The organism is Providencia sp. AGC89 (assembly GCF_053543535.1).
In genome coordinates, this window is sequence record NZ_JBIXLP010000007.1 from 90,485 (window position 1) to 116,709 (window position 26,225).

The window sequence follows — 26,225 nt, forward strand, 5'->3', positions numbered from 1 at the left end:
AGTTATTTGATAACACTAAAGCAGGTAAAACATGGTCATCGCCTATTGTGCTTGTACCCAAAATACACCGTCACCATCTAGCGCGGTAAAAGTTTGGTGTAAATAGTCGCTATCGGCTTGGGGATCAAGATCCGCAAATAGCTCCGGATGGATAAACTTCGCAATCGCCTCCACTGCAATAATATTAAATGGAGTATCATAATATTGTTGATATAGTGCTAATACTTGTTTGTTTTGAAATGCCGCTAACGAACGAAACTTAGGGCGTTCCATCAGCTTGTTCAGTCGCGCTAGAGACTTTTGTTTATCCCCTGTATAACCCAATGGTACTGAAGCGCTGCCTTTACGGGTACTATCCCAATCAGCGGCTGTCATCAAATAGTAATCTGGGTTGCTGTGGATTAATTGCTCCTCACTAATTTCCCCACCCATGCCAATGCTAAACCATTGTGAACCGAGGTTGTTTCCCCCTGCTGTTTCAACAAACTCACCAAAATTACCATTACCAAAGGTTTTACAACAGTAATCAACCCCTGAAATACCAGCGGCCCTTTCAATAAACACACTTGGACGTTTATCTTTATCAATCGAGGAGACCCTTGAACGAATTAACCCCAATTTTTGTTGATAAAACTGGTTAAATTCCTTCACCTGCTGCTCCTCACCAAATACTTGCCCGAGTATCGTCATACTCGGCATAGTATTTTTAAGTGGGTATTGTCTAAAATCGATAAAAATGACAGGTAAACCGCTTTTTTCCAATAATGATAACGTCCCGCTTTCTGTTAGCTTGCTTTTCAAGCCAATATCAAAAATCAATAAATCGGGTTGAGCAACTAGCGCTTTTTCTACGCTGAAATCAGTAGTGTATGGGTTAGGAAACACAGGGATCTTTTTGAGTTCTGGAAATTTTTTGCTATATGCAACACTTAGGTCAGGTGCTTTTTTTATTAACGCGTCATCCCAAGCAATAACCCCTTTTAATGGCGTTTTTGGGTGTAGTATATTCAGTGCTACCAAGACACGGCTATCCGCTAACATTACACGGGATACTGGCACATTCACCGTGACTTCCCGACCTGCAATATCCGTGACCACAGTAGGTGCAGCCATGCTTGTAGCCGCAAAAAATATGCTAACGACGCTAAGAATTACACCCAATTTTTTGATAGTTTGTCTACCAGTCATTGTTTTGCCTTATATTCATTAAAATTTCACAGACGCTTGAACGTAGTAAGTTCTCGGCTGCCCAACATAAATGCCATAATTGTTATCCGTAGAGCGTGTGAAATAGGTTTGATCAAATAAATTTTTAATACCAGCGGATAGCGTTAAATCAGACAAACTTCTCCCAAAATGGTATTCACCGCGAGCGTCCCATACCATATAACCTGGGATAGTCCCATAACGGCCATCCACGCTTGGTTTAGTAACATATTGGTCTGTTGTGCCTGGTGACTCTTGGGTTGATTGCGCATAAGTATTCAAGTTCCAAACCCAATTCCCCGTTTCGTAACGGCCACCTGCGGTGAATACTTGGCGTGAATAAAAAGGTAAATCTTTATGAGCAAAGTTCCCTTTCTTACTCACCGCCTTAGTGTAGGTATAGGTACTGTAAACACTCGCGCCTTCAAGTGCATCAGTAAGGTCAGATAAGTTGTACCTCGCGGCTAACTCGACACCTTGGTGTGTTGTTGCACCTAGGTTCGTCCAACCCGTTGTATTTTCAACGTATAATAATTGGTCATCAAAATCGATATAAAATAATGTTGCTTCAAGGGACAAGGCGGTATTGTCGTATTTAGTACCTACTTCATAATTATGCGCTTTTTCTGCACTTAACCCATTCGCAGGTGAGTTACCAACCCCTTTAGTATTCAATTGGAAATATTGCAAACTCCCAAATGATGTGCTGGCATTGGCAAACAACTTCCATTCATCATCAATATGGTAGATCACTGCTAGTGCAGGAAGTGGTTCACTATAACGTTTACTGCGATGTTGTTCTTTAAAGCTATCGTCTAAATGAATGTTAATATTTTCGTATCTAATTCCGGGAATAAGCGTCCAATTACCAACATCGATAGTGTCATCCAAATAAATCGCATGGGCTTCTGTTCCCCCAGACGTGTGCTGATAATAATTATTGGTATCAGGGCGAGTGCTTTGGCTCCCCGCTTGGTACCAATTTGAGCGGTACGCTTTTTCATCTGCCGTTTCATTTAAATAACGATAACCAATGGTAACCTCATGGGAAATATCATTAAAACGGAATAATTGCGAGTAACTTGGTTCAATCGCATAAGCAGTATAATGACGAGGGTAAGACACTAAGCGCCTTTCATTCACTTTTTCTTTATGGTCACTTTCTATATAACTCCCCCGGTAACTTTTGCTAAACCAAGTCATCAATTCAAATTGTTTGTCATCTACTTCGTGCTTGTATTTCAATGACAGATCCTGCCGATTACCTTCAAAACGGTCATAAGGCCGTGTTGATTGGAATGGGTCAGCATTATATTCAGCTTGGGTCAAGCCTCCGGGCATACCCGACATTGCACGGTAATAATGAAAATTAGCTAATAATTCATCGTTATCTGTTAAGGCATAACGCGTTTTCAGCATGAGGTCATCAATATCCGTGTTATCATTGCTTTTACGGTAACCTTGCCCGTGTAAACCCGAATAAAGCAAAATTGCCCCAGCAGAATCATCCGCTTTAGAGCCCCCTAGCGAGGCATCCACTAATGTTTTTAACCCGCCTGTTTTGGCACCCTGCGTCTGTACTGATACACCGCCACCAAAATCTTTAGGGATAGGCTTAGTCACAAAATTAATCACTCCCCCTACATTTTGTGGCCCATAACGTACCGAAGCCCCTCCGCGTATGACATCAATAGATTCAATACTTCCCAAAGATAATGGGGACATAGAAAGCTGCGGCTGGCCATAAGGTGCTGCGGCTAATGGCATCCCATCAAGCAAAATAGTTGAGCGCGGTGAAAGACGCGAAGTTAACCCACGGACTCCCACATTCAAAGAAACATCACTGCCACCGGTTCCATTACTTTCACGAACTTGTACACCTGGGATCCCTTTTAATGCATCTGCGATTGTTTCACTGCCAGTTTCTTTTATTTGTTGTTGTGTTTTTACCGTTCTAGCGCCGGGATGATTAAATACCACTTCACTGTCTTGTGTATTTTCGAGCCAATTGCCCGTAACTGTGATTTGGTCACTCTTTGTATTATCAGCCGCAACAGCGTAATGAGATATCAGAGCAGTAGAAATTGCGAGGGGGGTAAGTAATTTGCGAGTTTTTAATTTCATAACCGATGAGCTAAAAGAGAATTAAGAGCGATAATGATAATTATAATCATTAATAACAATCAACATAATTTACTCACTTTTGGTAATTAATTTGTCAATAACCCACTTTTACAATCATAATTTAGTTTTTGCTGTACTAAAATGCACATAAGCATATAAAAAAATCCGAAGGAGCTCACCTTCGGATTTTAGATTAATATGATGATAAATTAACCACCAAGTGAGAAAAATACCACTCGTCCAACACCCTCACCGGCAAAAATACACAGCGTGGCCAAAGACATCACAACCGTAGCGTTGGTATTTTGCCCCGTCTTTTGGCACAGCAAGCGGCCAACAAATAGTATGCCTAATGCGATTAACACTACACGAACAAGGCTTAAACTCAGTAGCCCTTCTGGCATTTCACGCTGGGTCATACCGAGGTAAATCGGCTCACCTATATTACCAAGCAGCGATAAAGCCCCTAATAACATAAGTAGTATCCCCATAATACCTAGCCCTAAGGTAATTTTAACCACTCGTTGTACCTGCTCTTCTTTCGCACTTCGGCGCAAAGACCCCACCAGCAAAAGTGCAGCAACAACACCGCCTACCAGTAATACCGCGCCGAAGAAACTCGCGTAAGTGAATAAACCATTCCATAAGTTAAATAATGTATTGGCATATAACGCTGACATCGCATACATATACATCAAGCCAGCAATCGCACTCAGTACCAGTAATGCAGCATTCGCTTTTTGTTTCAGTAAAAGTAAAGCGACACTAAAAAATAGTAACCCCATGTAAATTGCAGTCGCCCAAACTTCACGGCTCATCCATGAGGTCGACACGTGCAGCATAGTGTAAAACATGTGCAGAGGGTTCCCCATGTGAAATAACGAACCGAGTAACCCAATGCAACCTAAAACAAAACTGGCTAAAACAGGTCGTTTGATAAACTGAACATTCTGAATATCATTTCCCCCGCCAAGTACCCGGAAATAACAGATTAATGCAACAACCAAGCAGCCCACTGAGGCCTGCATAAATAAGGTGAAAATCACCAATGGAAATTCATGCATGATAGTTTTCCTTATCCTTTCGTGCCGACAACAAGGTTCGGCTTCGTGATTGATGAGCTTGGTAACCCATCAATATCCGCATTTGTGCCATATTTTTTGCGCAATTCACTGATTAAGCCAAATTCAATGGCACGCATTGGGCAAGAATCCACACACATAGGGTTTCCCCCTTTCTCACGCAGGTCGATGCAGGTATCACATTTGGTCATCATACCAATACTCGCATCAAATTGTGGTGCTTCATATGGGCAAGCCCAAGTACAATAGCGGCATCCAACACATTTATTGTGATCGACCAACACAACCCCATCTTCTTCACGTTTATGCATTGCCGTTGTTGGGCAATGACTGACGCACTGAGGGTCATCACAGTGATTACAAGCTATTGATAAATGCCAGAGACGAGGCCGCGGGTATTCCCCAACTTCAACGTCATATACTCGGCGAAAATTACGCCCAACCTCAAGGTCGTTCTTGTCTTTACAAGCTACTACACAGGTTTTACACCCAATACAGGCAGCAACGTTTATATAAAATCCGACTTGTTTATCCATTTCTTATTGCCCCCTAAAAAATAATACGCTGTGGAATAGCAGCATCTGGAACTAATTGATCACCATGCCATTTCTCGATATTACACAGCATGGTGTTCCAACCTGATGTGCCAAGACCCGTTGGTACTTGGATCGTTAGCGTATTATCAGCCCCTGCCATATCTATCCCTGTTTTTTCATCCACATTCGTCCAACTACCATGAGGTAATGCAACCACTCCTGGTTTCATCGTTTGGGTAACCAATGCTGGACGTACAATTTTCCCTTGTGGGCTTGTAACTAACACCGTTTCACCATGCTTAATTCCTAGGCGCTTTGCATCCGACGCATTGATGTAAATTGGGCTAGGCCACTGCTCGCGTAACCAAGGCACATTATCAAGGGTACTGTGTGAACGGCGTAAATAATGAGGGTTATAGATTTGGAATGGATAATCCCCTTTTTCTTTTTTAGAGAAATCCTTAAAGCTAGCTTCATAGCCATTTGCTGAAGGAATGTACTCAGGGATCGGAGGTAATTTTGTCCAACCACATTCATCCGCTTTTTCTACCAATGTTTGGCAATAAATTTCAAATTTACCACTTGGCGTTGGGCGCGGATTCCCTTCAGGGTCTCGAATAAAGTCTTCATAGGCGATATAACCATAGTTATCACCTTTAGTTCGTTTAACTTGATATTTCCCAACGGTAAGAAACTCATTCAATGTAATGCGACCTTGCTGAGGTTTGCCTGTCACTTGCCATTCATCAATGTCTGCTTGGGTAATTGTCAGCAATGGCTCAGTGGTTTTACCATCTTCACCAATAATTGTTGCACCATTAAGCTTATTGAAGAACTGCTGTTTCTCAGAAACAGGGAATACTTCATCGACATTAATGCCAAGGCGTTTTCCGATTTCTTTGGCAATCCATTGGTCACTTTTCGCTTCATAAAGAGGTGGGGTCACATTAACCGCGGCAATAATAACTTCGCGGTTGCTTGGATTTAATATGGTCCCTTCACGCTCCCATTCGGTAGTTACTGGCAGTACAATATCGGAGTATTTAGCGCAAGTGTGTGGAACATAAGCTGCTGTTACCACTAATTCCACATCTTTACGGTAGGCTTCAATACTCTGCGAAATATTGGCGCGTGTTTGCAGTGTGGCATTAAATGGGTGGATAATCATTTGAATGTTAGCGTTTACATCACCCACACCGCGTTGACGGAATTTTTTCTCTAATAATGCACGGTTGAGTTCATTATGGTTAATTTTCAGGCTAATTGGGTTTGGCACCGCCGGTAAACCACTGTCGCCAGCCATCACTAAGCGAGTACCGTTATTCCCTGCCGCAAAATGGCAGCTTACCCCTGTCATACGCCCCGGTTTACCCATATGCCCTGTCATAAAACCTAAGGTTGAGAATGCTTGTACCCAACCTTCTCCATTATGAACACGAGCTGGAGCCCAGCCAGTAAGTAGTGCCACTCGGTTTGTCCCACCAATTTCACGGGCCAATTTACGGATATCTGTAGCGGATAGCCCACAAATGTTAGATGCCCATTCAGGTGTTTTCGGCTCCCCTGTATACGTACCTAATAAATAATCTTTAAAATTACCTTTTGGATCAGCCCCTGCTGGCATATTAGTTTCATCAAAACCAACCGTACAACGGCGCAAGAAATCCCAATCAATTAATGGGTTATCTTGGCTGTCCATTTCCAATAGAGCATACATGATGCCCAACGCTAAAGCGTGGTCAGTACCCGGGTTAATAGGGTACCAATCAGCATCCATTAATTCCGCTGTCGCAGTATAGCTTGGGTCGATACAAATAAACCGAGCTCCTGCTTTTTTTGCTTGATAGTAGTTATAGGTTGGGCTACCAGGGCTACTCCACGCAGGGTTTGCCCCCCACATAACAATCAATTGTGAATTACGCATATCAAAACGATCATTGGTACCAAAGGTATAAAAACCTTCTAACAACCCTAAATGGGCTGGTGTTTCAAACCATGCTCCCCATGACGTTGTTCCCCAGTCGCCAACAAATCCACCCGCTTTCGCATAAACATTTTGGATATCAACACCATTGCCGCCTGTGATCCAAATGGATTCATTACCATATTTTTCTTTGATGCGTTTGCTTTCTGACGCAACAATATCAAGTGCTTCATCCCAGCTAATACGTACCCACTGGTCACGCCCACGCAAGCTTTTATCTCCCCCTCCGGGAGCCCAACCTTTACGTTTCATTGGGTATTTTAATCGATCGGCGCCGAATACCTGTTTACGTTGAGAACGCCCACGTAAACAGCCTCGTTGTTGTGGAAAGTCAGGTGAGTCCGCTACCACATCATCTGTTTTTTGCCTAACAACGACACCTTCAACGACGAGGGCTTTATTGACACAACGACCACCGCAGTTATGCCAACATGCCACGGGCTTCCATGTCCCTTGAGTGACAGCGTCGGTTGCTTGGGCAACGGCTTTTTCCTCTTCTGGTGTTGCAGCATAAAGTCGTTTACTTAGCGGCAACGTAGCCATCACTGATGCCGCCGATGTCCATGCTAAAAATGAACGACGACTTAAGGCTACTTTCTGTCTTTCTGACATTGCTCTTACCTCTTCACTTTGCTTTATTATTATTAATTAACTAATTCATTGATTCTTTTAAGGTCGTTGCGCAAAAAAAGCTCTAAAAGTGAGCTTAATTGGCGATAAAATAAGGTTTCTGCATGGTTATGCATTGCACGGCAAAACGGGGTAATAAATGCTAAAAGATGCGTATCTAAGAATGCAGATGACCCTAACAATAATTTTTTTGCGTCTTCGCCTAGCTCATTTCCAACATCGACAATCGCAACAATGCGTTGACTTAAATTCCACATAAAATCTAACTCAAACCCAATATGATCTGCTGCCTCCATGTCACCCTCAGGTAATTGGAACCCATATTTTTGATAAAAGGTTTTTACAGCTAATGTGTTTTCTTGAAACAACAATTTGTCACGGGAGACATAAGTAGACTCCCATGGTGCCGCCGGAGGCGCTTCTGGGCCAATAAATAAGCGGGTAAAATCCCAATGTAAATCTTCAAAACTATCCGCGTTTGCTTGTAACGTCCGTGACTGTAAATCTTTTCCCATTTCCTCAATTGCATTTTTCATCGCGGGTAATGCTTCATCACAAGGGAATAATGCCAACCCCGTATTATCCAAATAATTTAATAACTCAGGGGTAGGTTCTTCTATTAATAAGCGTCTTAATACGTCATAAGCAAATTGACGCGCATAGAGATAATCAAATGTTGGGATGTTATTCATTACAGGAACCTTCATGCAAATCGGCCAATAAAAATTGAGTTGGTGTCGTTAATTCAACCTTCACTTCTTTAATTAAAGGGTTGCCCTGCTCATCAGGCTCAATGATGTGTGAGGTGAGTGCGATGGGTAAATCAACGAGGGAAGTTAAATACAAAATAGATTCGGGATTAAACTGCAAAAAGCCGTGCAACAACTCTTCGTGATAAGAAATTCCCGCTTGTTTTAATAGTCTTGCTACTTGTGGGCGGTCATCACCAAATACTTTGGCGCTTTTATAAAAATAATCGCGAGATGAAAATAGATAATGTTGCCCAATAAGCTGAGCATGTTGCCGAAAAAATGCGTTACTTTGGTATACTTGACCTGTGTGTTTATTCTCCAAGGAACAATAATGCACACCAAGTGATAGCTGTTGTTCTAATGCAAATTTAACCACACGCAAACAAGCTAATTCACTTTGGGAGACAGCAAGCCCACCTGCATACCAATAATTGTAATACACTTCATAAGGGGGGTTTTTAAGTTGAAAGCCCCGTGATTGGTAAGCGTCACTATTTGTTAAAGGAAAACAAAATTCCAATAAGTTAATCCCATCTATACCAATATCATCTAACCGCATGAGTAACTTGTACATTTGCGGTTCAGTGCCTGGGATAACCGGCATCTCTACCATCACCGTCGGGAAAATTTCTCTTGCTAATTCAATGCGGTGTAAAACTTTCTCAATCCGTTCTTCTGCATCATCAATTTTGATGCTAAAGCGAATTTCTTTAAGGCCTGCGTTTGCTAAGGCTACCGCTGTGCTACGGTCTAATGGGTCACCAGCTGTATATAAGCGGCTATGAACCTGAGGTAATTTCTGTTGAACTGCTGCGAAAAACGCAATGCTCTCTTGGCGGAAAAGTAATGGTTCACCTCCCGTTAAAGCAATATGTGTTAGCGGGTATTTTTGCTCTGCAATTGCAGCAACTTCGCCAACAGCGTCCCTCATCTCATGTTGAAAACCTTGGTAGTTCTCTTGGTTAGGATTAAAACAAAAATAGCAGTCACGGTGGCATTTTAATGATAAAAATGTGGTGTAACTCCCTTCCCCTGTGCGGCACTGCACACAAGCACTCGATAGCCAATGACTATGTATACTCTTTCCATTATTCGCAAAACATGCACCTAGCGCTTTAATATCCTGTTTAAGCTGGTTTATCTCACTTTGCTGTGAAAAAGCAGGTTCAAAACTAACCCCATATTGAGTAATAGCTTGCTGTGTTTGTCTCTCAATATCCAAATAACGCATAGCATAACGCTTAAACTCAGCGTTATTGATGGTAGGCAACAGCCTATCAGTAATCGGATAAATCATAGTTTTCCTTCAATTTACTGACGAATAGTTTCTTTAAAATTTGAGCTTCATAATTCGAATAAAGAAATATAATAACCATCTAATTCACTGGCAAACTGATAACAGAACAAAGCCGTGCCAATAATTACATTCGTGTTATTGAAATAAACTGGAAATTACTAACTTCATTAAATAAGAAATATTCGCATTATATTTTTTTGATTAATACTAGTATAAGGAAGGGATATAAAATGATGTTGCGCAGGATCAAAAAAAAACCATTTCATTACTGACATATCAAGCAATTAGATTACGCTATCAGTAGTATTGATTTATAAACCCAACAGTTACTATTATTGAGCCAAATACCTAATCAAAAAACGAACCGATATATAAATAAGTACATTTCACATTCTCACACTAAACAACAACGCTACTATTTCACCATAACTTTTCTCTCTATATATTAAAATCAATAATTATATTTCAATTTGTAAAATTAATTTTCAAAATACAATTAAATATCACCTACCCATAGTTAAACAATATTTAATAAATAAAAATTTTATATTTTACTTATTGTCTTTTCTTAAAATACTAAATAATATATCGGTTACTATTATTGATTCGTCACAACCGCCATAATGCCTGATGCAAGGCATATTATGCCCACTATTTTAATTGTTAAATCAAAAAAATGGGGAAATCAGGCTATTTTTACTTACCTGATAACACTGTAGAGCTAACTGAATGTGCCCCAACAAAATTGATAAAACAACAATAAACGATTAGCGATACTGTCATAATGGTAATGCATAAGTCACTTTAACTGTTTCCATTGGCACTTCAGTCTTAATACTTTGAATACTATTAATTTGTGTCAGATGGTCGGCATGGAAACGGCGATATGATGCAAGATCATGTGTCACAATACGGACTAGCGCATCACATTCCCCTGCCATTAAGTGGCATTCAACAACCTCTGGCATTTGCTTTATCTCTTGGACAAATTGATTGATGGTGTGAGCATCCTGCGTTTTAAACCAAATACGCGCAAATAAAGATAACCCCGCCCCAATCTTAGCGCCATCAAGCACCGCAACGTAACGTTTTATCACCCCAGCTTCTTCCAATAATTTAACTCTGCGTAAACAAGGAGAAGGGGAAAGCCCAACTTCTTTAGCTAATTCAATATTTTGAATTTTACCGTCTCGTTGTAAAACCCGTAAAATATGTTTATCTATGGCATCAAGTTTTACCATATTTTCACCTATTGAATCTGAGTGCTATTTTTAAGTTAATTTTTGATATTTAATATCAAAAATTAACGCTTTACAAGCAATAAAAAAACCCAACACTATCGATACATAGTTATAATTTTATTGCGACTGGCCAGTTGTGTTAAATAAAAATAATCAACATGAGGTATTCAAATGGAGTTACAAACTTTGCTGTTATTTAGCGCAACTGTGATCCCTCTGGTATGTACACCAGGACCTGATCTGCTGTTTATTTCTGCTCAAGGTCTTTCCGGCGGGGCCATTGCTGCTTGGAAAGCTAATTTAGGAATTATTATGGGCTATATGACCCATGCTATACTTGCCGCATTAGGGTTATCAGCGATTGTTGCTGCCTCACCAGCCATTTTCCATACAATTAAATGGGTAGGTGTCGCGTATGTGGCTTATCTCGCGGTTTGTATGCTGCTATCAGCCATCAGAACACGTGAAATATGCATTAAAACAGCCTCGACAAAATCAATCATCGGCAAAGCCTTTTTGACCAGCTTTCTCAACCCTAAAGGTCTCTTAGTTTACTTCGCCATCTTACCTAATTTTATCCAATTAAATGAAAGTGTTGCTATTCAATCGTTGATCTTGTCTGCCACTTTTATTTTTTCTTGTATTGTTATTTACGGTGTGATCGGAGCATTATTTGCGTCCATGCATAACAAGCAAACTTATAATGATAAAAAACGCCGCATAACCGAAGGTGTTGCAGGGGGAATGCTGACTTTTGCTGCAATTGGCTTAGCAACCAGCTAGTGAGGCAACAACTCAATCCAAATTAATTTGCTATCGGTGCTAAGTGGCTTAACCTCCCCTTCACCGATATCAGGAAGCCACCAGCCCCCTTGCCCTTTTGCCATTATGTTACAATTTCCACCAAAAACCTCCCACTGGCCCTCAAGTACATAAACAAGACCTGCTTGGTTTGCCGGTAACCTACGTTTTTCAGTCACTAAATAATTTTTAACGCTCCACCTATCTTGCCGAAAAATAAAATTCAATAATTGAGTTGAGGGTTGCTTTATATTAACTGCGCAATACTGCTGAGCAGAAAACTGAATACTGTCACCCACTTGCCCTAGTGGATATTCAACACCCTTGTTATCGGTTAATGAAAGCGGCTGTTTATTAAGCAAGATAGCTAGCCTTTCGCCTTCGGCATAGCGTTTTAAGTAGCTATCTTTATTAATCGTTGCAATACTTGCACGTAAAGAGTAATCCGATGCGACAGGCCAGCAAAAAACCTCTTGGCTAAACCCCCCGCCATCATTCCAATCAAGGATAGGTAACTCCGTCATATCAAAACATTTTATTTTCACATTACCCCCTATGCTGCCATTGGTACTTGTGGTTTTAGCTTAGATTGGCAAAGTTAGTCTCTCAAGGCAATGAATTAACAACAATAATGTGACTATTCGCGCCTCTCATTAATTAAATAGTGACATAAACGACCTAAAGTTTTCATGGCCTCTTCTACTTGCTCGTTCCATGTAAATGAAGCATTCAGACGAAATGCATGGTTGAACTGCTCGCTCGTTGAAAACATACTACCAGGCGCAATACTGATCCCTTCTTTAAGAGCCAATTGATAAAGACGAATAGCATTAAAAGGTGCTTCAAATTCTAACCACAAAAAATACCCGCCTTTAGGCATATTAACTTTTACTGAAGCCGGCATATATTTTGCTATGGCCCCGAGCATCTGATGTTGACGTTGCTCCATAGTTTGCCGCAGTTTACGCAAATGATTGTCATAACCGCCCAGAGAAAGATACTCAGCAATCGCCAATTGAGTCGGTACACTGGCAGAAACTGTGCTCATCATTTGTAAATGTTGAATTTTTGTCGCGTGGTGACCAGCCGCAACCCAGCCAACCCGATAACCCGGCGCTAAACATTTGGAAAATGAAGAGCAATGGAAGAAATTACCTTTGGTATCTAAAGCCTTAGCAGGGATGGGTTGTTTATTGCCAAAATAGAGTTCACCGTAAACATCATCTTCAATTAACGCAATTTGGTGTTTATTGAGAATATCAACTAAGCGCTTTTTGTTAGCCTGTGGCATCGTGCCGCCAAGGGGGTTTTGATAGTGAGTCATTAACCAACAGGCTTTAATTGGGTATTTATTCGCTATCTCTTCAAGTGCATCTAGGTCGATACCCAAGATAGGGTCAGTTTTGATAGCTATTGCTTTGAGTTTTAAACGTTCTATCGCCTGTAAAGAACCATAAAATGCTGGAGACTCGATAACAACCCAGTCCCCTGGTTGCGTAACTGATTGTAAGCTAAGAACTAAGGACTCCATCGCCCCAGCTGTAATGACAATTTCATCGGGTGCAACGTGGATCCCTTGAGTGGCATAACGTTGGGCAATATTACGCCGTAATTGCTCATTCCCCGGAGGAAGGTTCGCTGGCGTATTAAATTTTGATAAGCGCCTTGCCACTGAAGCTAGCGATTTAGCAAGCTTTGGTTCATCTAACAGGGCGGGTTCTGGAAATGCGGAGCCAAATGGGATAATATCAGGGTCCTTACAAGCTTGTAGCACACCAAAAATAGAGGCGTTAATCTCTACATTCTCATTTAAATGTAGCCCTTTTCCTCCCTTTGCCGCAGCAAATGAATTATTACGGTTAGCCACATAGTAACCCGATTGCGGGCGAGCAACAACCCAACCTTGGCTTTCGAGTAATTGGTAGGCTTGTACCACGGTCATTAAACTCAGACCTGATTGCTTAACGCTTTCCCTAAGTGAAGGTAATCTGTCACCAACTTGCCAGATATGGTCTTCAATTTGTTGACGAATTTGCGCTGCTAACTGTTCATATCTCGTCATAGCCGCCTCAACTGTTATAGTTAATTTCTCAATAATTGTTACTATTATAGTTTATCGTCTCATGTTCTACTTATCCACACATTCACCTGACTTTTTTTAACTATAAGCACAAAACATTTTTAGCTGTATCCGGCGTTAACGATTTTTTGCTAGGGATAAGCGCTTCGATTGTTATCACCAAAGCTTTAAATGGGCGTGCCATTAACATTTCCATTCAGGGGTCAATATGTTTGGACTAAGTGCGTTGGAACTCGCCCGTATTCAATTTGCGTTTACGGTCTCGTTCCATATTATTTTTCCCGCCATTACGATTGGGCTAGCGAGTTACCTCGCTGTGCTTCAAGGTTTATGGCTTAAAACTCGTGATGAAGACTATATAAAGCTGTTCCATTTTTGGTCAAAAGTTTTTGCGGTTAATTTCGGAATGGGTGTCGTTTCTGGGTTGGTAATGGCTTATCAATTTGGGACTAACTGGAGCTTCTTCTCTGATTTTGCAGGCGGTATTACTGGGCCATTACTAACTTATGAAGTCCTCACTGCATTTTTCTTAGAAGCGGGTTTCCTTGGTGTAATGCTGTTTGGTATGAACCGTGTGGGTGAAAAACTTCACTTTTTTGCGACTTGCATGGTCGCACTCGGAACCATTATCTCAACATTCTGGATCTTAGCATCTAACAGCTTCATGCAAACGCCACAAGGCTTTGAAATCATTGATGGTCGTATTGTACCCGTTGACTGGTTGGCCGTTATTTTCAATCCATCCTTCCCTTATCGCCTACTGCACATGACAACCGCAGCATTCCTTGCGGCAGCTTTCTTTGTCGGTGCTTCTGCTGCATGGCACCTACTAAAAGGTAACAAGTCCAGTGCCATGAAAAAGATGTTTTCCATGTCACTGTGGCTAATTTTGGTATTAGCCCCCGTTCAAGCTTTGATTGGTGATGCACACGGCTTAAATACATTGAAACATCAACCAGTTAAAGTTGCTGCAATGGAGGGCCATTGGGAAAACAAACCCGGTGAAGCGACGCCACTTATTTTATTTGGTATCCCCAACCAAGAAAAAGAAAAAACGGAATACGCTATCGAAATCCCTTATCTGGCAAGTTTAATTTTAACACACAGCATTGATAAACAAGTGCCAGCGTTAAAAGAATATGCACCAGAAGATAGGCCAAATGTGTTTATGGTGTTTTGGTCATTCCGCGTCATGGTTGGGCTAGGCTTGTTAATGATAGTTGCTGGCGTGTGGGGGCTATGGCTGCGTTATCGTAAAAACCTTTACGAGTCAAAAGCATTTTTACGTTTTATTTTCTTCATGGCACCTTCTGGTTTAATCGCTATTCTTGCAGGGTGGTTTACCACAGAAATAGGCCGCCAACCATGGGTTGTCTATGGGTTACAGCGAACCGCTGATGCTGTTAGTGCACACGGTGAAATGCACATGAGTATTAGCCTAATCGCTTTCTTTGTCGTCTATGGCAGTGTATTCGGTATCGGTTACATGTACATGATGAAATTAATTCGTAAAGGTATCGCGGAGGACGCAACTCATGGGCATTGATTTACCTCTCATTTGGTTTGTCATCATTGTATTTAGTATGTTGATGTATATCGTAATGGATGGCTTCGATTTAGGTATAGGGATCTTGTATCCAGCCCTGAAAGATAGCCAAGACCGCGATTTGATGATGAATAGCGTTGCCCCCGTATGGGATGGCAATGAAACTTGGCTGGTTTTAGGTGGTGCCGCCTTATTTGGTGCATTCCCACTCGCCTATGCAATTGTATTAGATGCTCTTTCTATCCCTTTAACCTTCATGTTATTAGCGTTGATTTTCCGAGGTGTTGCTTTTGAGTTCCGCTTTAGAGCAGACGAATCGCATCGTCGACATTGGGATCATGCCTTTATTTGGGGGTCTATTTTCGCCACATTTGTGCAGGGTGTGGTTGTCGGGGCATTTATTCAAGGCTTCCATGTTGAAAACCGCGTTTACATAGGGGGCTATTTTGATTGGTTTGCGCCGTTCCCACTATTTTGTGGTTTTGGCTTAGTCGTGGCATATGCGTTGCTCGCTTGTGGCTGGTTAATCATGAAAACTGAAGGCCACCTACGCCGTACCATGTATCGTATCCTGCGCCCATTAACCTTACTGATGTTAGCTGTTATTGCAATCATTAGCTTATGGACGCCAATGTTAAATGAAGCTGTGTTTGACCGTTGGTTCTCACTCCCTAACCTATTCTTCTTTTTACCTGTTCCATTACTAGTATTAGGCTGCACTTGGTTGATCTTAAAGAGTGCTAAACGCCAGCAACATGATAGCGTGCCATTCTTGGCGGCACTTTTACTGATTTTCCTTGGTTTTACTGGCCTAGGGATCAGTATTTGGCCAACGCTCATTCCGCCAGTAATTAGCTTCCGTGAAGCCGCTGGTCCACCGGAAAGCTTGGGCTTTATGCTCGTTGGTGCATTATTCATTATTCCCGTTATTTTGGTTTATACCTATTGGAGTTACTATGTCTTCAGAGGAAAAATTACCCCAGACCAAGGCTACCACTGATAACGTGATAGCCTCACCTTGGTGGAAAAAACTTGGTTGGATGGCGGTCATTTGGCTAGGGAGTGTATTCGCGTTATTCGCATTCTCTTATCTATTTAAGTTAATGATGACCGCCGCCGGAATGAAAGTGAAGTAGTTAACCTATTGAATGCCGTATAGTTTATATACGGCATATTTTATAAATACGCTGAGTGCATTCAGTGAGTCGAAAGAGTTCATTGCCTAAACGTTACAACGTAACAAAGTACCTTTTTACATATTCAGTCAATTTTTCATGCCTTCAAATGTATTCTTACGACCATACTATACCGCTTTATTTTACTGATTTATCGATTAACCCCTGCTGAATAGTCATCCCATCGCTATTCCTTAAGTGACGGCTATCAGTACAGATCAATCACTCAATTGACTACCGGTTAATAAAACACAAAAATCCTCCCCACAATCATAGACTATGTATTGCAACTTTTCGGCATATTCATGATAATGATAATAATTACCATATAATAAAATTATCATTAACATAGGAGATTGTCCGTGGCTACCGAACAACCCGTTGAAAAAAATATCTACCGCCCGGCTCCACCACAGCTTATCCAAGTTAAATCGATTAGGGATGTCAGCCCTTCTATCCGTTGCATTACCTTCACCGGAGAAAAACTCAGTGCTTATCCTACAGGTTGTGAAGGTGGGCATCTGAAAATTTTTCTCGCTCCTGATTTAAAAAGCCAGCCAGCATTACCTGTATTAACAGAAAAAGGTCGTAGTTGGCCAGAAAATGAGCCCCGCCCATTTGTGAGAACCTATAGTGTGCGTGCTATTCGACCTGAAATAAAAGAAATTGATATTGAATTTGCAATGCATGATGGCGTGACAGGCCCCGCTTATCTTTTCGCTCGGGATGCAAAGCCGGGTAATTGGATGGGGATCACCAATCCTGGTGGTCCAGACCCACTCTTACCTATTAGAAAACACTATTTTATGGCTGGGGATTCTAGCTCATTACCAGCCATTGCCGCATTACTAGAAAAAATGCCTAAAGATGCACAAGGTAAAGTTGTTTTACGGTTAGATAGCCAAGAAGATATTCGTGAATTAGAAAAACCACAACATGTTGAAATTATTTGGATTTGTGGTGATATCACTAAAACGGATGCGTTAATCTCTACTTTTAAATCATGGGACATTCCAACCAGTGATACTGCTTTTTGGATTGCCGGAGAAGACCAAATAATTCGTGATTTACGCCGTTTTATTCGTCGTGAAAAGGGTTTTGGCCGTGAAGATATTTATGCTATCCCATACTGGCGTCATGGCTATGATGAAGAAGGTTACCATCATGAACGCCACGCCGTAATGGATAACCCAGACGATTAAAACCCCCTCTACTCGCTTATTAGCCCTAATAAGCGAGTTTATCTACCCCACCAAACTGTCATTCACAAACGCCACCATTTTATTGCATCGCTTAAAAATGACGTTAAAACACTTTTCATTGCCATTAATGTTATGTTATAACATACCCATCATTTTCTTATCCACTCGATAAAATAGGGAAAATTATTGTGTACAAAATGGCAATTCTAAAAGCGAGCTTATGCACTGTTCTTGCTGTAACCAGCTTTACTGCAACTTCTCATGGTTCACACAGTCACGCTCATCCCCAATCAGAAAAAGCACTTCAAGCTTCCAAAGGGGTTTTTGATGATGCTGATGTCAAAAATAGGTCACTGAGTGATTGGCAAGGTATTTGGGTATCCGTCAACCCATTATTATTAAATGGAAAACTTGATGAAGTGCTCGAAAATAAAGCGAAAAAAAATAAAGATAAAACCGTTGAAGAGTACCGAGAGTATTATAAAAAAGGCTATGCAACGGATGTTGATAGCATCGGTATTGAAAATGACATTATCGAATTTACCCAAAATGGTGTCGTAAATAGCTGCCACTACACATATTCTGGTTATAAAATACTGAATTACGTTTCGGGGAAAAAAGGTGTTCGCTATTTATTTGAGTGCCAAGACGCAAACTCGAAAGCACCAAAATATATTCAATTTAGCGACCATATCATTGAGCCGCAAACCTCGGGCCACTTCCATTTATATATGGGTAATGATTCGCAAGAAAAATTATTAGGGCAACTAGAAAATTGGCCAACCTACTACCCTTATACTTTAACTGATGAACAAATTGTGCACGAAATGTTATATCACTAATCAACCGCTTTCAGATTAAACAAGATGCCCCGTAATTAACCACGGGGCATCAGCAATAATGACGATATTAATGGTTATAAGCCAACAATGCCTTATGACACAATTGTGACCGAACACAATCTTCAATCGTGAAATTCACCATTGAGACCATTTCATCACTACTAAAACGTTGTAATGCATCTGCCAACCCTGATGGCACATTCTCAGGTAAATCACATTGTGTGACGTCACCATTAACAATTACCGTCACATTCTCACCTAATCGGGTTAAGAACATCTTCATTTGTGTGACTGTAACATTCTGCGCTTCGTCTAAAATTACAATCGCATTTTCAAAGGTTCTACCACGCATATAGGCAAATGGCGCTATTTCCACCTTAGCAATTTCAGGACGTAAACAATATTGTAAAAAAGAGGCTCCTAACCTTTTCAGCAAAACGTCATAGACAGGACGAAAGTAAGGTGCAAATTTTTCCGACATATCCCCCGGTAAGAAACCGAGATCTTCCTCCGCTTGAAGAACAGGTCTTGTCACAATAATCTTATTGATATCTTTATGAATTAACGCGTCCGCAGCAAGTGCAGTACTTATGTAGGTTTTCCCACACCCCGCTTCACCATTAGCAAAAATTAATTGCTTATGCTTAATGGAATTAATATAGAGCTTTTGAGCGTCATTTCTTGGCAAGATAGGAGATTCATCACGACGTTCTTTTGCCATACCAATAGGCTCAATGCCTGTAAATTCAGCAAAAGACGCAACATTATTCATATCAAACCGACCAGAACGGTCTTTACGTGATGAACGTTTCATTTCACGACGTGCCTTTGTTGCAGCTTTCTGTCTACTCATAGTATTAACCCTTCCAGGTATCAGTGATGTCAATTCAAATGACGGACTATTCAAAACAGAGAGGAGCTCCCTTCAAGCTCATAGTTAATGGTGGAACTTGTGCTTGGCGATATAATTTCATTTCAGAAAAGTCACCAATAAAAAAACCGGTTACCAATCTCACCATGACAGTTCCATGATGGAGTGGTAACCGGTTTTGCATACACCTAAATAAACAATTATTTCCCATTAGTTTCTCCTGTGACAGCGATACCTTTAAACTAATGAATCTGTATGACATTAATATGACAAACTGCAACATTTTTTGAAACCCGATGAGCTCATGTTTTTGCTACAGTTTTTTATTTACATTAAATATAGCGTTATTTTTTTTCGAAAAGCAACATTTTTCTAACATTTTTTAATGGTTTTGTGATAAAAAACATTTGGTGTCATAGCTAAAAAATAAAATAAGCTAATCAAATAATTACCTAGTTAGGTGAAATAAACATATCGTCAACGTGGTTTACAATTTCCCGCTAATATAAAACCAGCTGCTTTAGCCTCGGCCTCTGTTGCAAACATTTTAGCATTTTTATCTGCGGTGGTTTTAAAGCCTGAACAGTGTGAAAAATGGTATTTTTTTGAGTTAATGTTGCCTTTGATTTCATAGGATTCAGGTCTATTTGTCACTCGTTGCTGATTGTGACTATAAGTGGATGATGACGGTTGTGAAACACGCAACCCTTCCCCTGTATTTTTATGATTTAAACGCCATTTTTTTTCCCCTGTCACAAATGGATTATGATGCCCCATGACTTTTGCTATTCGCTCATCTCGTTGCATTTCCCACTGACTAGGCGGATATTTTTCATCCCAAGCCATTAATAATTGTTGCTGTTGGCGTGACATCGATAAATTATAACGGTCATGCATATAAAAATAGACACGAGCAACTTGGCCTTTGACTTCATTACGGGGCTCAAATACCCTCTGTGCAAAGTCTACACGGCTCCGGCACATTCCATACGGATAAGCTACATCATTGCCCAATTGCCCAAAACGGTAATTGCTTCGGTCACCATTAACTTCCCCTATGGATGGAGCCAAATTATGCAAATCAGCCTCCATCATCCCAAATACTGGGTCAGTTGAAACACAATTTTTTCTGCCGCCTTTTTGCCAACATTGTCGTTGATGCCCAAAGACCCACGCCGGAACAATATGCTCCCATTCAATTCGTTGAGCACGTGTTTGCTGTTTACGCACTTGGTAGCCGCAGGAGGCTAAATCAACTTGTCCACCGCTTTTGCCAGACCATTCCCACTGACAACCACAATATAGGGTCCCTTCGCCCTGTTTATTTTGGTCTTTATACACCTGATTTTTACTGAGAACTTTAGCTTCTGTAAACGAATTTGGTGATGCAAATGCAGGAATGGAAAAAAGAATAATTATAAAAGGAATAAAACGTTTAACGTATTTAAATACACTGGATTGTTTCAAAATAGCACCGATGACTAGAATAACAGCAAAAAATAAGAATAAGGTGATAGGATTAACGCTAACACCTTAAAGTATATAAGAAAATATACATCTATTCTAATCAAATAAAAACACAAATGGTATCAGGAGTCTCTCAATTTTATCTATTAAAACCATGATGAGAATTTATGCAAAGTTAGTAGAAACTGTTACTTTTAATTTATCATTAAACACTCGGCCTTTTGCGGTAAAGCCATAAGCCAGGTAACGAGATACCAATAGATAATGCCCCAACGATAAAAGATGCTTTGAGAAAATTAGTGACTAAAACCTCAATTAACTCAGGGTTATAACCAAATTGAGAGATTTTCACGACCGAAATCATCGCAATATAAGCACTAATTCCCGGAAACATCGGTATCACCGCAGCGACAGTAAAAACCTTAGGGTGTGCTAACCACCAGCGAGACCACTGAATACCAATCACCCCAACGAGTATAGCGGATACAAAACTGGCCCATTCTATTTGTAAACCAAATTCAATTAATACAATTCTAGAGCCATAACCAATCGCGCCTAATAATGCACAATATTTTAATGCTCTAGCAGGAACATTAAATACCATAGCAAAACCTACCGCAGGGATTGCAGCTAACGCCATCTTTTCAGCTAATTCAAGTAGAAAACTTATGCCCATTCTCTTAAATCCCATATTGTCATAGCAACTACCACACCAATACATGTCGCTAATGTCAGCAAACTTGCCATGGTCCAACGTGCAACCCCTGTATTGACATGCCCTTTGAACATATCAGCAACCGCATTGATCAACGGAAAACCAGGCACTAACAGCAATACGCTTGCTGCCATCGAGATGGTTTCTGTAACCGCCAAATATGGGATCTTCAACAATAGGCCTGAAACGGAGGTGGCAACAAACGCAGTCATACAGAAATTAATCAACGGGTTCATTTGGTGAGACGTTAAGACTTGGCGAATATACATCGCACATCCACTGGCTATAAATGTAATCAATGCACTTTCCCAGCCCCCGCCATTTAAGGTACTAAAACAAGCACAAGATAATGCCACCATGAATACCATTAACCATCGGGGGTAACGTAACGGTTTAATTAACGACAGTTTTTTCTGCAATTGTTTACTGTCTAATAAATGATGCTCTACAAGGATCACCGCATGTTGAACCTCAGTAACAACATGCATGTTAATCCCACGATCAATAATACGACGAGTGGATGTTAAACAACGCCCATCAATAATTGTGGTCAATACCAGTGAATTCGATGAAATTGCACTATCAACCTGACTTGCCCCAAGAGCAATACCAACACGTGTCGTAAGTTGTTCAACTAACATACTTTCGGCACCATGCTGTAAGAGAAGTAAACCACACTCGATACACAGCCTGGTTATTTCTCTCTGCTTATTAATTGATTCATTCTCGCTGACGTTTTGCTCTGTTGCACACCCTACCATCTCGTCCCCCCTAATGACATCCATTCAGATATCGACTTAAACATGTTAACCTCTAAAATATCATAGAGCTAAACATACGTTGAATTTATGATCTCTTTCAGGTAAAAGCGCGAATAAGGTGACTTGATTCAAACTATTTTGGTAAAATTGATAACATTATTTTGTTGTTGAGTAAAAAGGGGAAGATTAATCATTTATGAATAACCCATTAGTGGCTAAAACCCCAAAAGGGAAACGCCGTAATCAAGCATTAATCACTGCCGCTGCTGATATTTTTCTTCAGTATGGTTTTGAAGGGGCGACTTTGGATATGATTATTGAGCGGGCGGGTGGTTCTCGTTCTACCCTGTACAAAAACTTTGGTGATAAAGAAGGGTTATTTGCAGCCGTGGTTGCCGCTATGATAGATGACATCTTTATTGAGCCAAATGAAAAAGCTCCAAAACTCGATACCATTGAAATGGTTTTATCATTTTATGGTTCCCGCTTTCTCTTGAATGTCCTTAAGCCACAATCCATTGGTTTATATCGGCTAATTCTTGGCGAATATAACCGATTCCCCGAAATCAGTCAGGCCTTTTTTGAACAAGGCCCTGTAAAAAGCTACCGTTCACTCACACAAAAACTCAGTCAATTACCTGATGTTAAAGTGGATGAAACAACACTCCTAATTATTTCTTCCCGTTTCCTAGAAATGTTAAAAGCGGATGTATTCATTACAACTTTTTGTGTCGCTGATTTCAAACCTAGCGATGAATTTATTGAACAACAAATCACCCTTTCTGTTGATATCATTGCCAGCTATATACGCAAAATAAGTTCCACTGCAATATAACTAAATTAAAGCTAACTCAGCTTGCTCTTTGGCTGTTTTAACATCAACGGCTAACAAAACTTCAGGACCATACAATTCTGATAACATAGGTGCCATACGTTCTTTTTCTTCTTTATCGCTGCCATCTGGTTGCAACGTCACAATCATGGCACGGCAATGTTGTTCCATAGGTTCTTTTGCATATTTTAGCCAACGGCGTACATATTTCATCCCTTCCATATCTTCCCTCGATGGTTTTTCTTGCACGGCAATTGGCGGATAAACCAACACAAATTGCTCTCTTCTCGCTAATAGTAAATCCATTTCCTCTACCCATAAGCGTGTTTCATCCATTGATGTAGGAAAGGTATTCATTACACAGACAGGCCAGTTCTCTGTGCTGACCATAATTTTATTTGCCATAGTTATTCTCTCATACCAATAAAGTGTACTTGAATGTACACTTTTTCACTGCACTAAGTCAAGAATGATTATCATTTCTATTTTGCAAAATATGCTATAACGCCAAGTTATGGAAAGGAATAGTCTTAATATGTATGTAATTTTTATATCTTAAAAACATTAGCAACCTTTGAGTGGTGCGTTTTTTTATATGGAATGTTATCCTGATTATATTATGACTTTTAAAAGCGAAATTATGATGAAAAGAACTCTTCCGTTAATCTGTGGTCTATTTGTGGCTCTAACCGCTTTTAATGCAAGTGCAGGGCCAACATGTGATACCTATTTTAAAGAAATGAATGATCTGGTTAAACAAGCAGAAGAACAATACAAAGACGAAGCTAATGCGGGAGAGCAAATTGCCTTAATGAAATCCCAATTAGAAGAGGCGAAAAAGGCATTAGCAAGCTACCCCGATGATGCCCAAGAGCAAGCCTGTAGCCAAGCCCTTAAAGCTATTGAACAAGCGAAAGAAGCGGTCAAAACGAAGTAGTTTCGTTCATATATATCACCTAAAAAAATACAGCCTAGAATTAGGCTGTATTTTTATTCTTACTTGCATTTCTTTCTAGCGAACAACAAGTACTGATATTTTAGCGTAAGAAACAATACCTGAAGCATTAGAACCTAATAAATGGGTTGAAATACTCGGATTACGAGAACCTATTACAATTAAATCAGCATTAATACTTTCAGCTTCTGATAACACTTTATCTCTTGGTGAACCAAATTCAACCTTATAAGTGATTTTGTCTGAAGGGTAATCAATTTTTTCAATAATTTCTTTTAATTGCTCTTCAGAACGTTCTACTGCTTTTTTAGCGAAAGAAGACAGTAAATCATAATGATAACTATAGCTCATAGAGAACCTTGAAACATCAGGTACTGAGTGAAATAAGTGAATTGTCGCATTAGTCATTTTAGCCAAGTAAACAGCATGTTTTAATGCGTTATCTGTTAGTACATCTTCAGATATATCCACGGGAACCAAAATTGTCTTATACATATGATGCCCTCTTTAATTGTGTTTATCCTCTTTTAAACCGTATTTTAGTTAATTTTTACGATTTAATCGTTAGGAAGTGCGGGTGAATATTTACTATTTCATCGATAAAAGTATAGTATTTCTATTGTAAAAAAGCTGTGAACTTCCCTAACATTACGACAAAAAATAGACCTATTCTTCTAAATGCCATTTATGCAAAATACGATGAATAAAGGGTGTTACAATCAAGCCAATACTGATAATAAAAACACTTTGTAGAAATAAACCATAAATAGCAATAAAAAAGCGACCAGCACGCGTAATCGGTGCAGGCTCTATTGGTTGCCCACTTAGCATTGATAATGCATTTAGCATTGACTCAATCAGTGAGTGACCTTCTATACAATAGAAACCGATAATACCGGGCAATAACCCGAGGAAAAACACCAAAAGCGATAACAAATAAAAACGCAAAACTCGAAGCAAGAAATACTCAATACGTAATAATTCTTTTGAAAATTTTTCCATAGGGATTCAAAAATTCCTTACTATAAATAAAATAGATTCTAAACTTTACCCACTAAATTTATAACTAAAGAAATCCTATTTAGAAAGAACCTACATTTATAGGTAGGTTCTTATCTGTAAATTAACGAACAACAAGCACTGAAGTTTCTGCGTAACGAACAATACCCGCAGCTGTAGAGCCTAAAAGATGAGTCGTGATATTCGGGCGGCGTGAACCAATGACAATAATATCAGCATTGATATCCTTTGCAGTATTAATCACTTCATCACGAGGGGAACCAAATGTAATGGTGTAGCTAACATGATCATGAGGTAGATCTATAGAATCCATTAGCATTTTCATATCCTCTTCTGCTTTAACTGTTGCACGGTCTTTTATTTCCATGTAACCCAAAGCATAGGCATTAATAATTGCAGATGATATAGGCAAAACGTGAATAAGATGAATGTTAGCACCCGATTGTTTTGCAAGATTGACAGCATGACGAACCGCTTTACTGGTTAATTCATCTTCAGTTAAATCAATAGGGACCAGAATCGTTTTATACATAACCCCTCCACAAAATAGTTAAAATTAAGATTTACCATAAAATTATAAACAATTAGCTAAGAATGTCTCTCATTCACAAAGATAAATGAGATCTCTAGCGATAATTTAAAACTATTCTCTTAACCAAGGTGTAACTGTTAATCCAATAAGAATACCTTCAGGACTTAACAAACGAGTTACCGTTTGTCCCCAAGGCTCAATTTGATTAGAGACTAATAATTTATAGCCATGTTCGAGGCAAGTTTGAGTGATTTTATCAATATCTGAAACTTCAAATTCCATCCAACTTTGGGGGATAGGAATTTCAACTGGCCATTGTCGTTCTTTAAAACAAGACAATGCTGCTTGCTCAATCGGCCAAAGTGCAAAATGTTTAGTTCCATTGAGAGCATCTTGCTCACAAGTCAAATACTGACTCCCCTCTTCTATTGGTTTTAAGGGCAGTTTTAGTACATCCAAATAAAAATGCTGACTCATTGGGTGATCAACAACAATGGGGCCAAAACCCGCAATAAATAACACCTCTGAACTATTTGTTAAGTTTAGCATATGGGGATCTCACTATCATGGCTGC

General features: G+C 40.0%; 28 protein-coding genes. 8 read left to right on the top strand and 20 right to left on the bottom strand.

The genetic code is table 11. From position 1 onward, the window contains the following. Positions 1-42: 42 nt before the first annotated feature. The 8 genes from ACIPUA_RS02975 to ACIPUA_RS03010 all read right to left on the bottom strand — a co-directional run bounded on the left by ACIPUA_RS02975 (position 43) and on the right by ACIPUA_RS03010 (position 10,852). Positions 43-1,188, bottom strand: a complete 1,146-nt coding sequence (locus tag ACIPUA_RS02975; RefSeq protein ID WP_449059256.1) for an ABC transporter substrate-binding protein — start codon at positions 1,186-1,188, stop codon at positions 43-45. A gap of 18 nt (positions 1,189-1,206) precedes the next feature. Beyond that, the gene (locus tag ACIPUA_RS02980; protein WP_449059257.1) at positions 1,207-3,330 is read right to left on the bottom strand and encodes a TonB-dependent receptor family protein; all 2,124 of its coding nucleotides are present in this window, start codon (positions 3,328-3,330) and stop codon (positions 1,207-1,209) included. Positions 3,331-3,539: 209 nt separating this feature from the next. Further along, entirely contained in the window at positions 3,540-4,394 is an 855-nt protein-coding gene (locus ACIPUA_RS02985; protein ID WP_129465852.1) for a dimethyl sulfoxide reductase anchor subunit family protein, read from the bottom strand. Positions 4,395-4,405: 11 nt separating this feature from the next. Next, entirely contained in the window at positions 4,406-4,948 is a 543-nt protein-coding gene (locus ACIPUA_RS02990) for a DMSO/selenate family reductase complex B subunit (RefSeq protein WP_042843955.1), read from the bottom strand. Between the two features lie 13 nt (positions 4,949-4,961). Then, positions 4,962-7,544 (bottom strand): molybdopterin-dependent oxidoreductase, encoded by a 2,583-nt coding sequence (locus ACIPUA_RS02995; protein WP_048607069.1) that lies wholly within the window; start codon positions 7,542-7,544, stop codon positions 4,962-4,964. Between the two features lie 32 nt (positions 7,545-7,576). After that, complete coding sequence (locus tag ACIPUA_RS03000) at positions 7,577-8,254, bottom strand: TorD/DmsD family molecular chaperone (RefSeq protein WP_042843957.1); 678 nt, start codon at positions 8,252-8,254, stop codon at positions 7,577-7,579. Continuing rightward, positions 8,247-9,611, bottom strand: a complete 1,365-nt coding sequence (locus ACIPUA_RS03005) for a radical SAM protein (protein WP_042843959.1) — start codon at positions 9,609-9,611, stop codon at positions 8,247-8,249. The genes ACIPUA_RS03000 and ACIPUA_RS03005 overlap by 8 nt, the downstream gene beginning before the upstream one ends. 779 nt (positions 9,612-10,390) lie before the next feature. Then, on the bottom strand, positions 10,391-10,852 hold the full coding sequence (locus tag ACIPUA_RS03010) for an Lrp/AsnC family transcriptional regulator (RefSeq protein WP_042843960.1): 462 nt from the start codon (positions 10,850-10,852) through the stop codon (positions 10,391-10,393). Positions 10,853-11,023: 171 nt separating this feature from the next. Between ACIPUA_RS03010 and ACIPUA_RS03015 the strand changes: the two genes are divergently transcribed. Continuing rightward, positions 11,024-11,635 carry a LysE family translocator gene (locus ACIPUA_RS03015; RefSeq protein ID WP_048607063.1) on the top strand — a complete coding sequence of 204 codons (612 nt, stop codon included), beginning with the start codon at positions 11,024-11,026 and terminating at the stop codon, positions 11,633-11,635. Here ACIPUA_RS03015 and ACIPUA_RS03020 read toward each other — a convergent pair. Together ACIPUA_RS03020 and ACIPUA_RS03025 are read right to left on the bottom strand one after the other, a co-directional pair. Continuing rightward, entirely contained in the window at positions 11,632-12,198 is a 567-nt protein-coding gene (locus ACIPUA_RS03020; protein WP_042843962.1) for a HutD/Ves family protein, read from the bottom strand. The two genes, ACIPUA_RS03015 and ACIPUA_RS03020, sit on opposite strands and share 4 nt — an antisense overlap. 92 nt (positions 12,199-12,290) lie before the next feature. Next, positions 12,291-13,715 carry an aminotransferase-like domain-containing protein gene (locus ACIPUA_RS03025; RefSeq protein WP_449059258.1) on the bottom strand — a complete coding sequence of 475 codons (1,425 nt, stop codon included), beginning with the start codon at positions 13,713-13,715 and terminating at the stop codon, positions 12,291-12,293. A gap of 226 nt (positions 13,716-13,941) precedes the next feature. Between ACIPUA_RS03025 and ACIPUA_RS03030 the strand changes: the two genes are divergently transcribed. The 5 genes from ACIPUA_RS03030 (at position 13,942) to zinT (ending at position 18,498) form a co-directional block, all read left to right on the top strand. Further along, the gene (locus ACIPUA_RS03030; protein WP_042843965.1) at positions 13,942-15,279 is read left to right on the top strand and encodes a cytochrome ubiquinol oxidase subunit I; all 1,338 of its coding nucleotides are present in this window, start codon (positions 13,942-13,944) and stop codon (positions 15,277-15,279) included. Next, positions 15,269-16,279, top strand: a complete 1,011-nt coding sequence (gene cydB / locus ACIPUA_RS03035; protein ID WP_449059259.1) for a cytochrome d ubiquinol oxidase subunit II — start codon at positions 15,269-15,271, stop codon at positions 16,277-16,279. Before ACIPUA_RS03030 ends, cydB begins: the two co-directional genes overlap by 11 nt. Beyond that, positions 16,236-16,415 carry a DUF2474 domain-containing protein gene (locus tag ACIPUA_RS03040; RefSeq protein ID WP_048607056.1) on the top strand — a complete coding sequence of 60 codons (180 nt, stop codon included), beginning with the start codon at positions 16,236-16,238 and terminating at the stop codon, positions 16,413-16,415. Before cydB ends, ACIPUA_RS03040 begins: the two co-directional genes overlap by 44 nt. 401 nt (positions 16,416-16,816) lie before the next feature. After that, positions 16,817-17,656, top strand: coding sequence for a siderophore-interacting protein (locus ACIPUA_RS03045; protein WP_048607054.1), 840 nt, complete (start codon positions 16,817-16,819; stop codon positions 17,654-17,656). A 197-nt stretch (positions 17,657-17,853) separates the two neighbouring features. Continuing rightward, positions 17,854-18,498 (top strand): metal-binding protein ZinT, encoded by a 645-nt coding sequence (gene zinT, locus ACIPUA_RS03050; protein WP_042843968.1) that lies wholly within the window; start codon positions 17,854-17,856, stop codon positions 18,496-18,498. 67 nt (positions 18,499-18,565) lie between these two features. Here the strand turns inward: zinT and phoH are convergent, their stop codons facing one another. The 5 genes from phoH to ACIPUA_RS03075 all read right to left on the bottom strand — a co-directional run bounded on the left by phoH (position 18,566) and on the right by ACIPUA_RS03075 (position 22,312). Beyond that, on the bottom strand, positions 18,566-19,351 hold the full coding sequence (gene phoH / locus ACIPUA_RS03055) for a phosphate starvation-inducible protein PhoH (protein WP_042843969.1): 786 nt from the start codon (positions 19,349-19,351) through the stop codon (positions 18,566-18,568). A gap of 46 nt (positions 19,352-19,397) precedes the next feature. Next, positions 19,398-19,580, bottom strand: coding sequence for a hypothetical protein (locus tag ACIPUA_RS03060; RefSeq protein ID WP_042843970.1), 183 nt, complete (start codon positions 19,578-19,580; stop codon positions 19,398-19,400). A gap of 266 nt (positions 19,581-19,846) precedes the next feature. Continuing rightward, positions 19,847-20,797, bottom strand: a complete 951-nt coding sequence (locus ACIPUA_RS03065) for an endonuclease (protein WP_449059304.1) — start codon at positions 20,795-20,797, stop codon at positions 19,847-19,849. A 244-nt stretch (positions 20,798-21,041) separates the two neighbouring features. Further along, positions 21,042-21,512 carry a threonine/serine exporter gene (locus ACIPUA_RS03070; RefSeq protein ID WP_042843971.1) on the bottom strand — a complete coding sequence of 157 codons (471 nt, stop codon included), beginning with the start codon at positions 21,510-21,512 and terminating at the stop codon, positions 21,042-21,044. Further along, positions 21,503-22,312 (bottom strand): threonine/serine exporter family protein, encoded by an 810-nt coding sequence (locus ACIPUA_RS03075; RefSeq protein ID WP_042843972.1) that lies wholly within the window; start codon positions 22,310-22,312, stop codon positions 21,503-21,505. Before ACIPUA_RS03075 ends, ACIPUA_RS03070 begins: the two co-directional genes overlap by 10 nt. A 196-nt stretch (positions 22,313-22,508) precedes the next feature. Here ACIPUA_RS03075 and ACIPUA_RS03080 point away from each other — a divergent pair, with 196 nt between their 5' ends. Beyond that, complete coding sequence (locus tag ACIPUA_RS03080) at positions 22,509-23,147, top strand: TetR/AcrR family transcriptional regulator (RefSeq protein ID WP_449059260.1); 639 nt, start codon at positions 22,509-22,511, stop codon at positions 23,145-23,147. Here the strand turns inward: ACIPUA_RS03080 and ACIPUA_RS03085 are convergent, their stop codons facing one another. Next, positions 23,148-23,549 (bottom strand): hypothetical protein, encoded by a 402-nt coding sequence (locus ACIPUA_RS03085; protein ID WP_042843974.1) that lies wholly within the window; start codon positions 23,547-23,549, stop codon positions 23,148-23,150. It lies immediately after the preceding gene. Between the two features lie 238 nt (positions 23,550-23,787). Between ACIPUA_RS03085 and ACIPUA_RS03090 the strand changes: the two genes are divergently transcribed. Beyond that, complete coding sequence (locus ACIPUA_RS03090) at positions 23,788-24,081, top strand: DUF5339 domain-containing protein (protein ID WP_042844358.1); 294 nt, start codon at positions 23,788-23,790, stop codon at positions 24,079-24,081. A 75-nt stretch (positions 24,082-24,156) separates the two neighbouring features. On the opposite strand, the gene ACIPUA_RS03095 is transcribed toward ACIPUA_RS03090, so the two are convergent. From ACIPUA_RS03095 to ACIPUA_RS03110, 4 genes are all read right to left on the bottom strand, one after another. Next, the gene (locus ACIPUA_RS03095) at positions 24,157-24,594 is read right to left on the bottom strand and encodes a universal stress protein (protein ID WP_042843975.1); all 438 of its coding nucleotides are present in this window, start codon (positions 24,592-24,594) and stop codon (positions 24,157-24,159) included. A 171-nt stretch (positions 24,595-24,765) separates the two neighbouring features. Beyond that, on the bottom strand, positions 24,766-25,101 hold the full coding sequence (locus tag ACIPUA_RS03100; RefSeq protein WP_042843976.1) for a hypothetical protein: 336 nt from the start codon (positions 25,099-25,101) through the stop codon (positions 24,766-24,768). Positions 25,102-25,222: 121 nt separating this feature from the next. Continuing rightward, positions 25,223-25,651: a universal stress protein gene (locus ACIPUA_RS03105; protein WP_042843978.1), complete on the bottom strand. Its 429-nt coding sequence runs from the start codon at positions 25,649-25,651 to the stop codon at positions 25,223-25,225. A gap of 111 nt (positions 25,652-25,762) precedes the next feature. Next, entirely contained in the window at positions 25,763-26,200 is a 438-nt protein-coding gene (locus ACIPUA_RS03110) for a glyoxalase/bleomycin resistance/dioxygenase family protein (RefSeq protein ID WP_042843980.1), read from the bottom strand. Positions 26,201-26,225 lie beyond the last annotated feature (25 nt).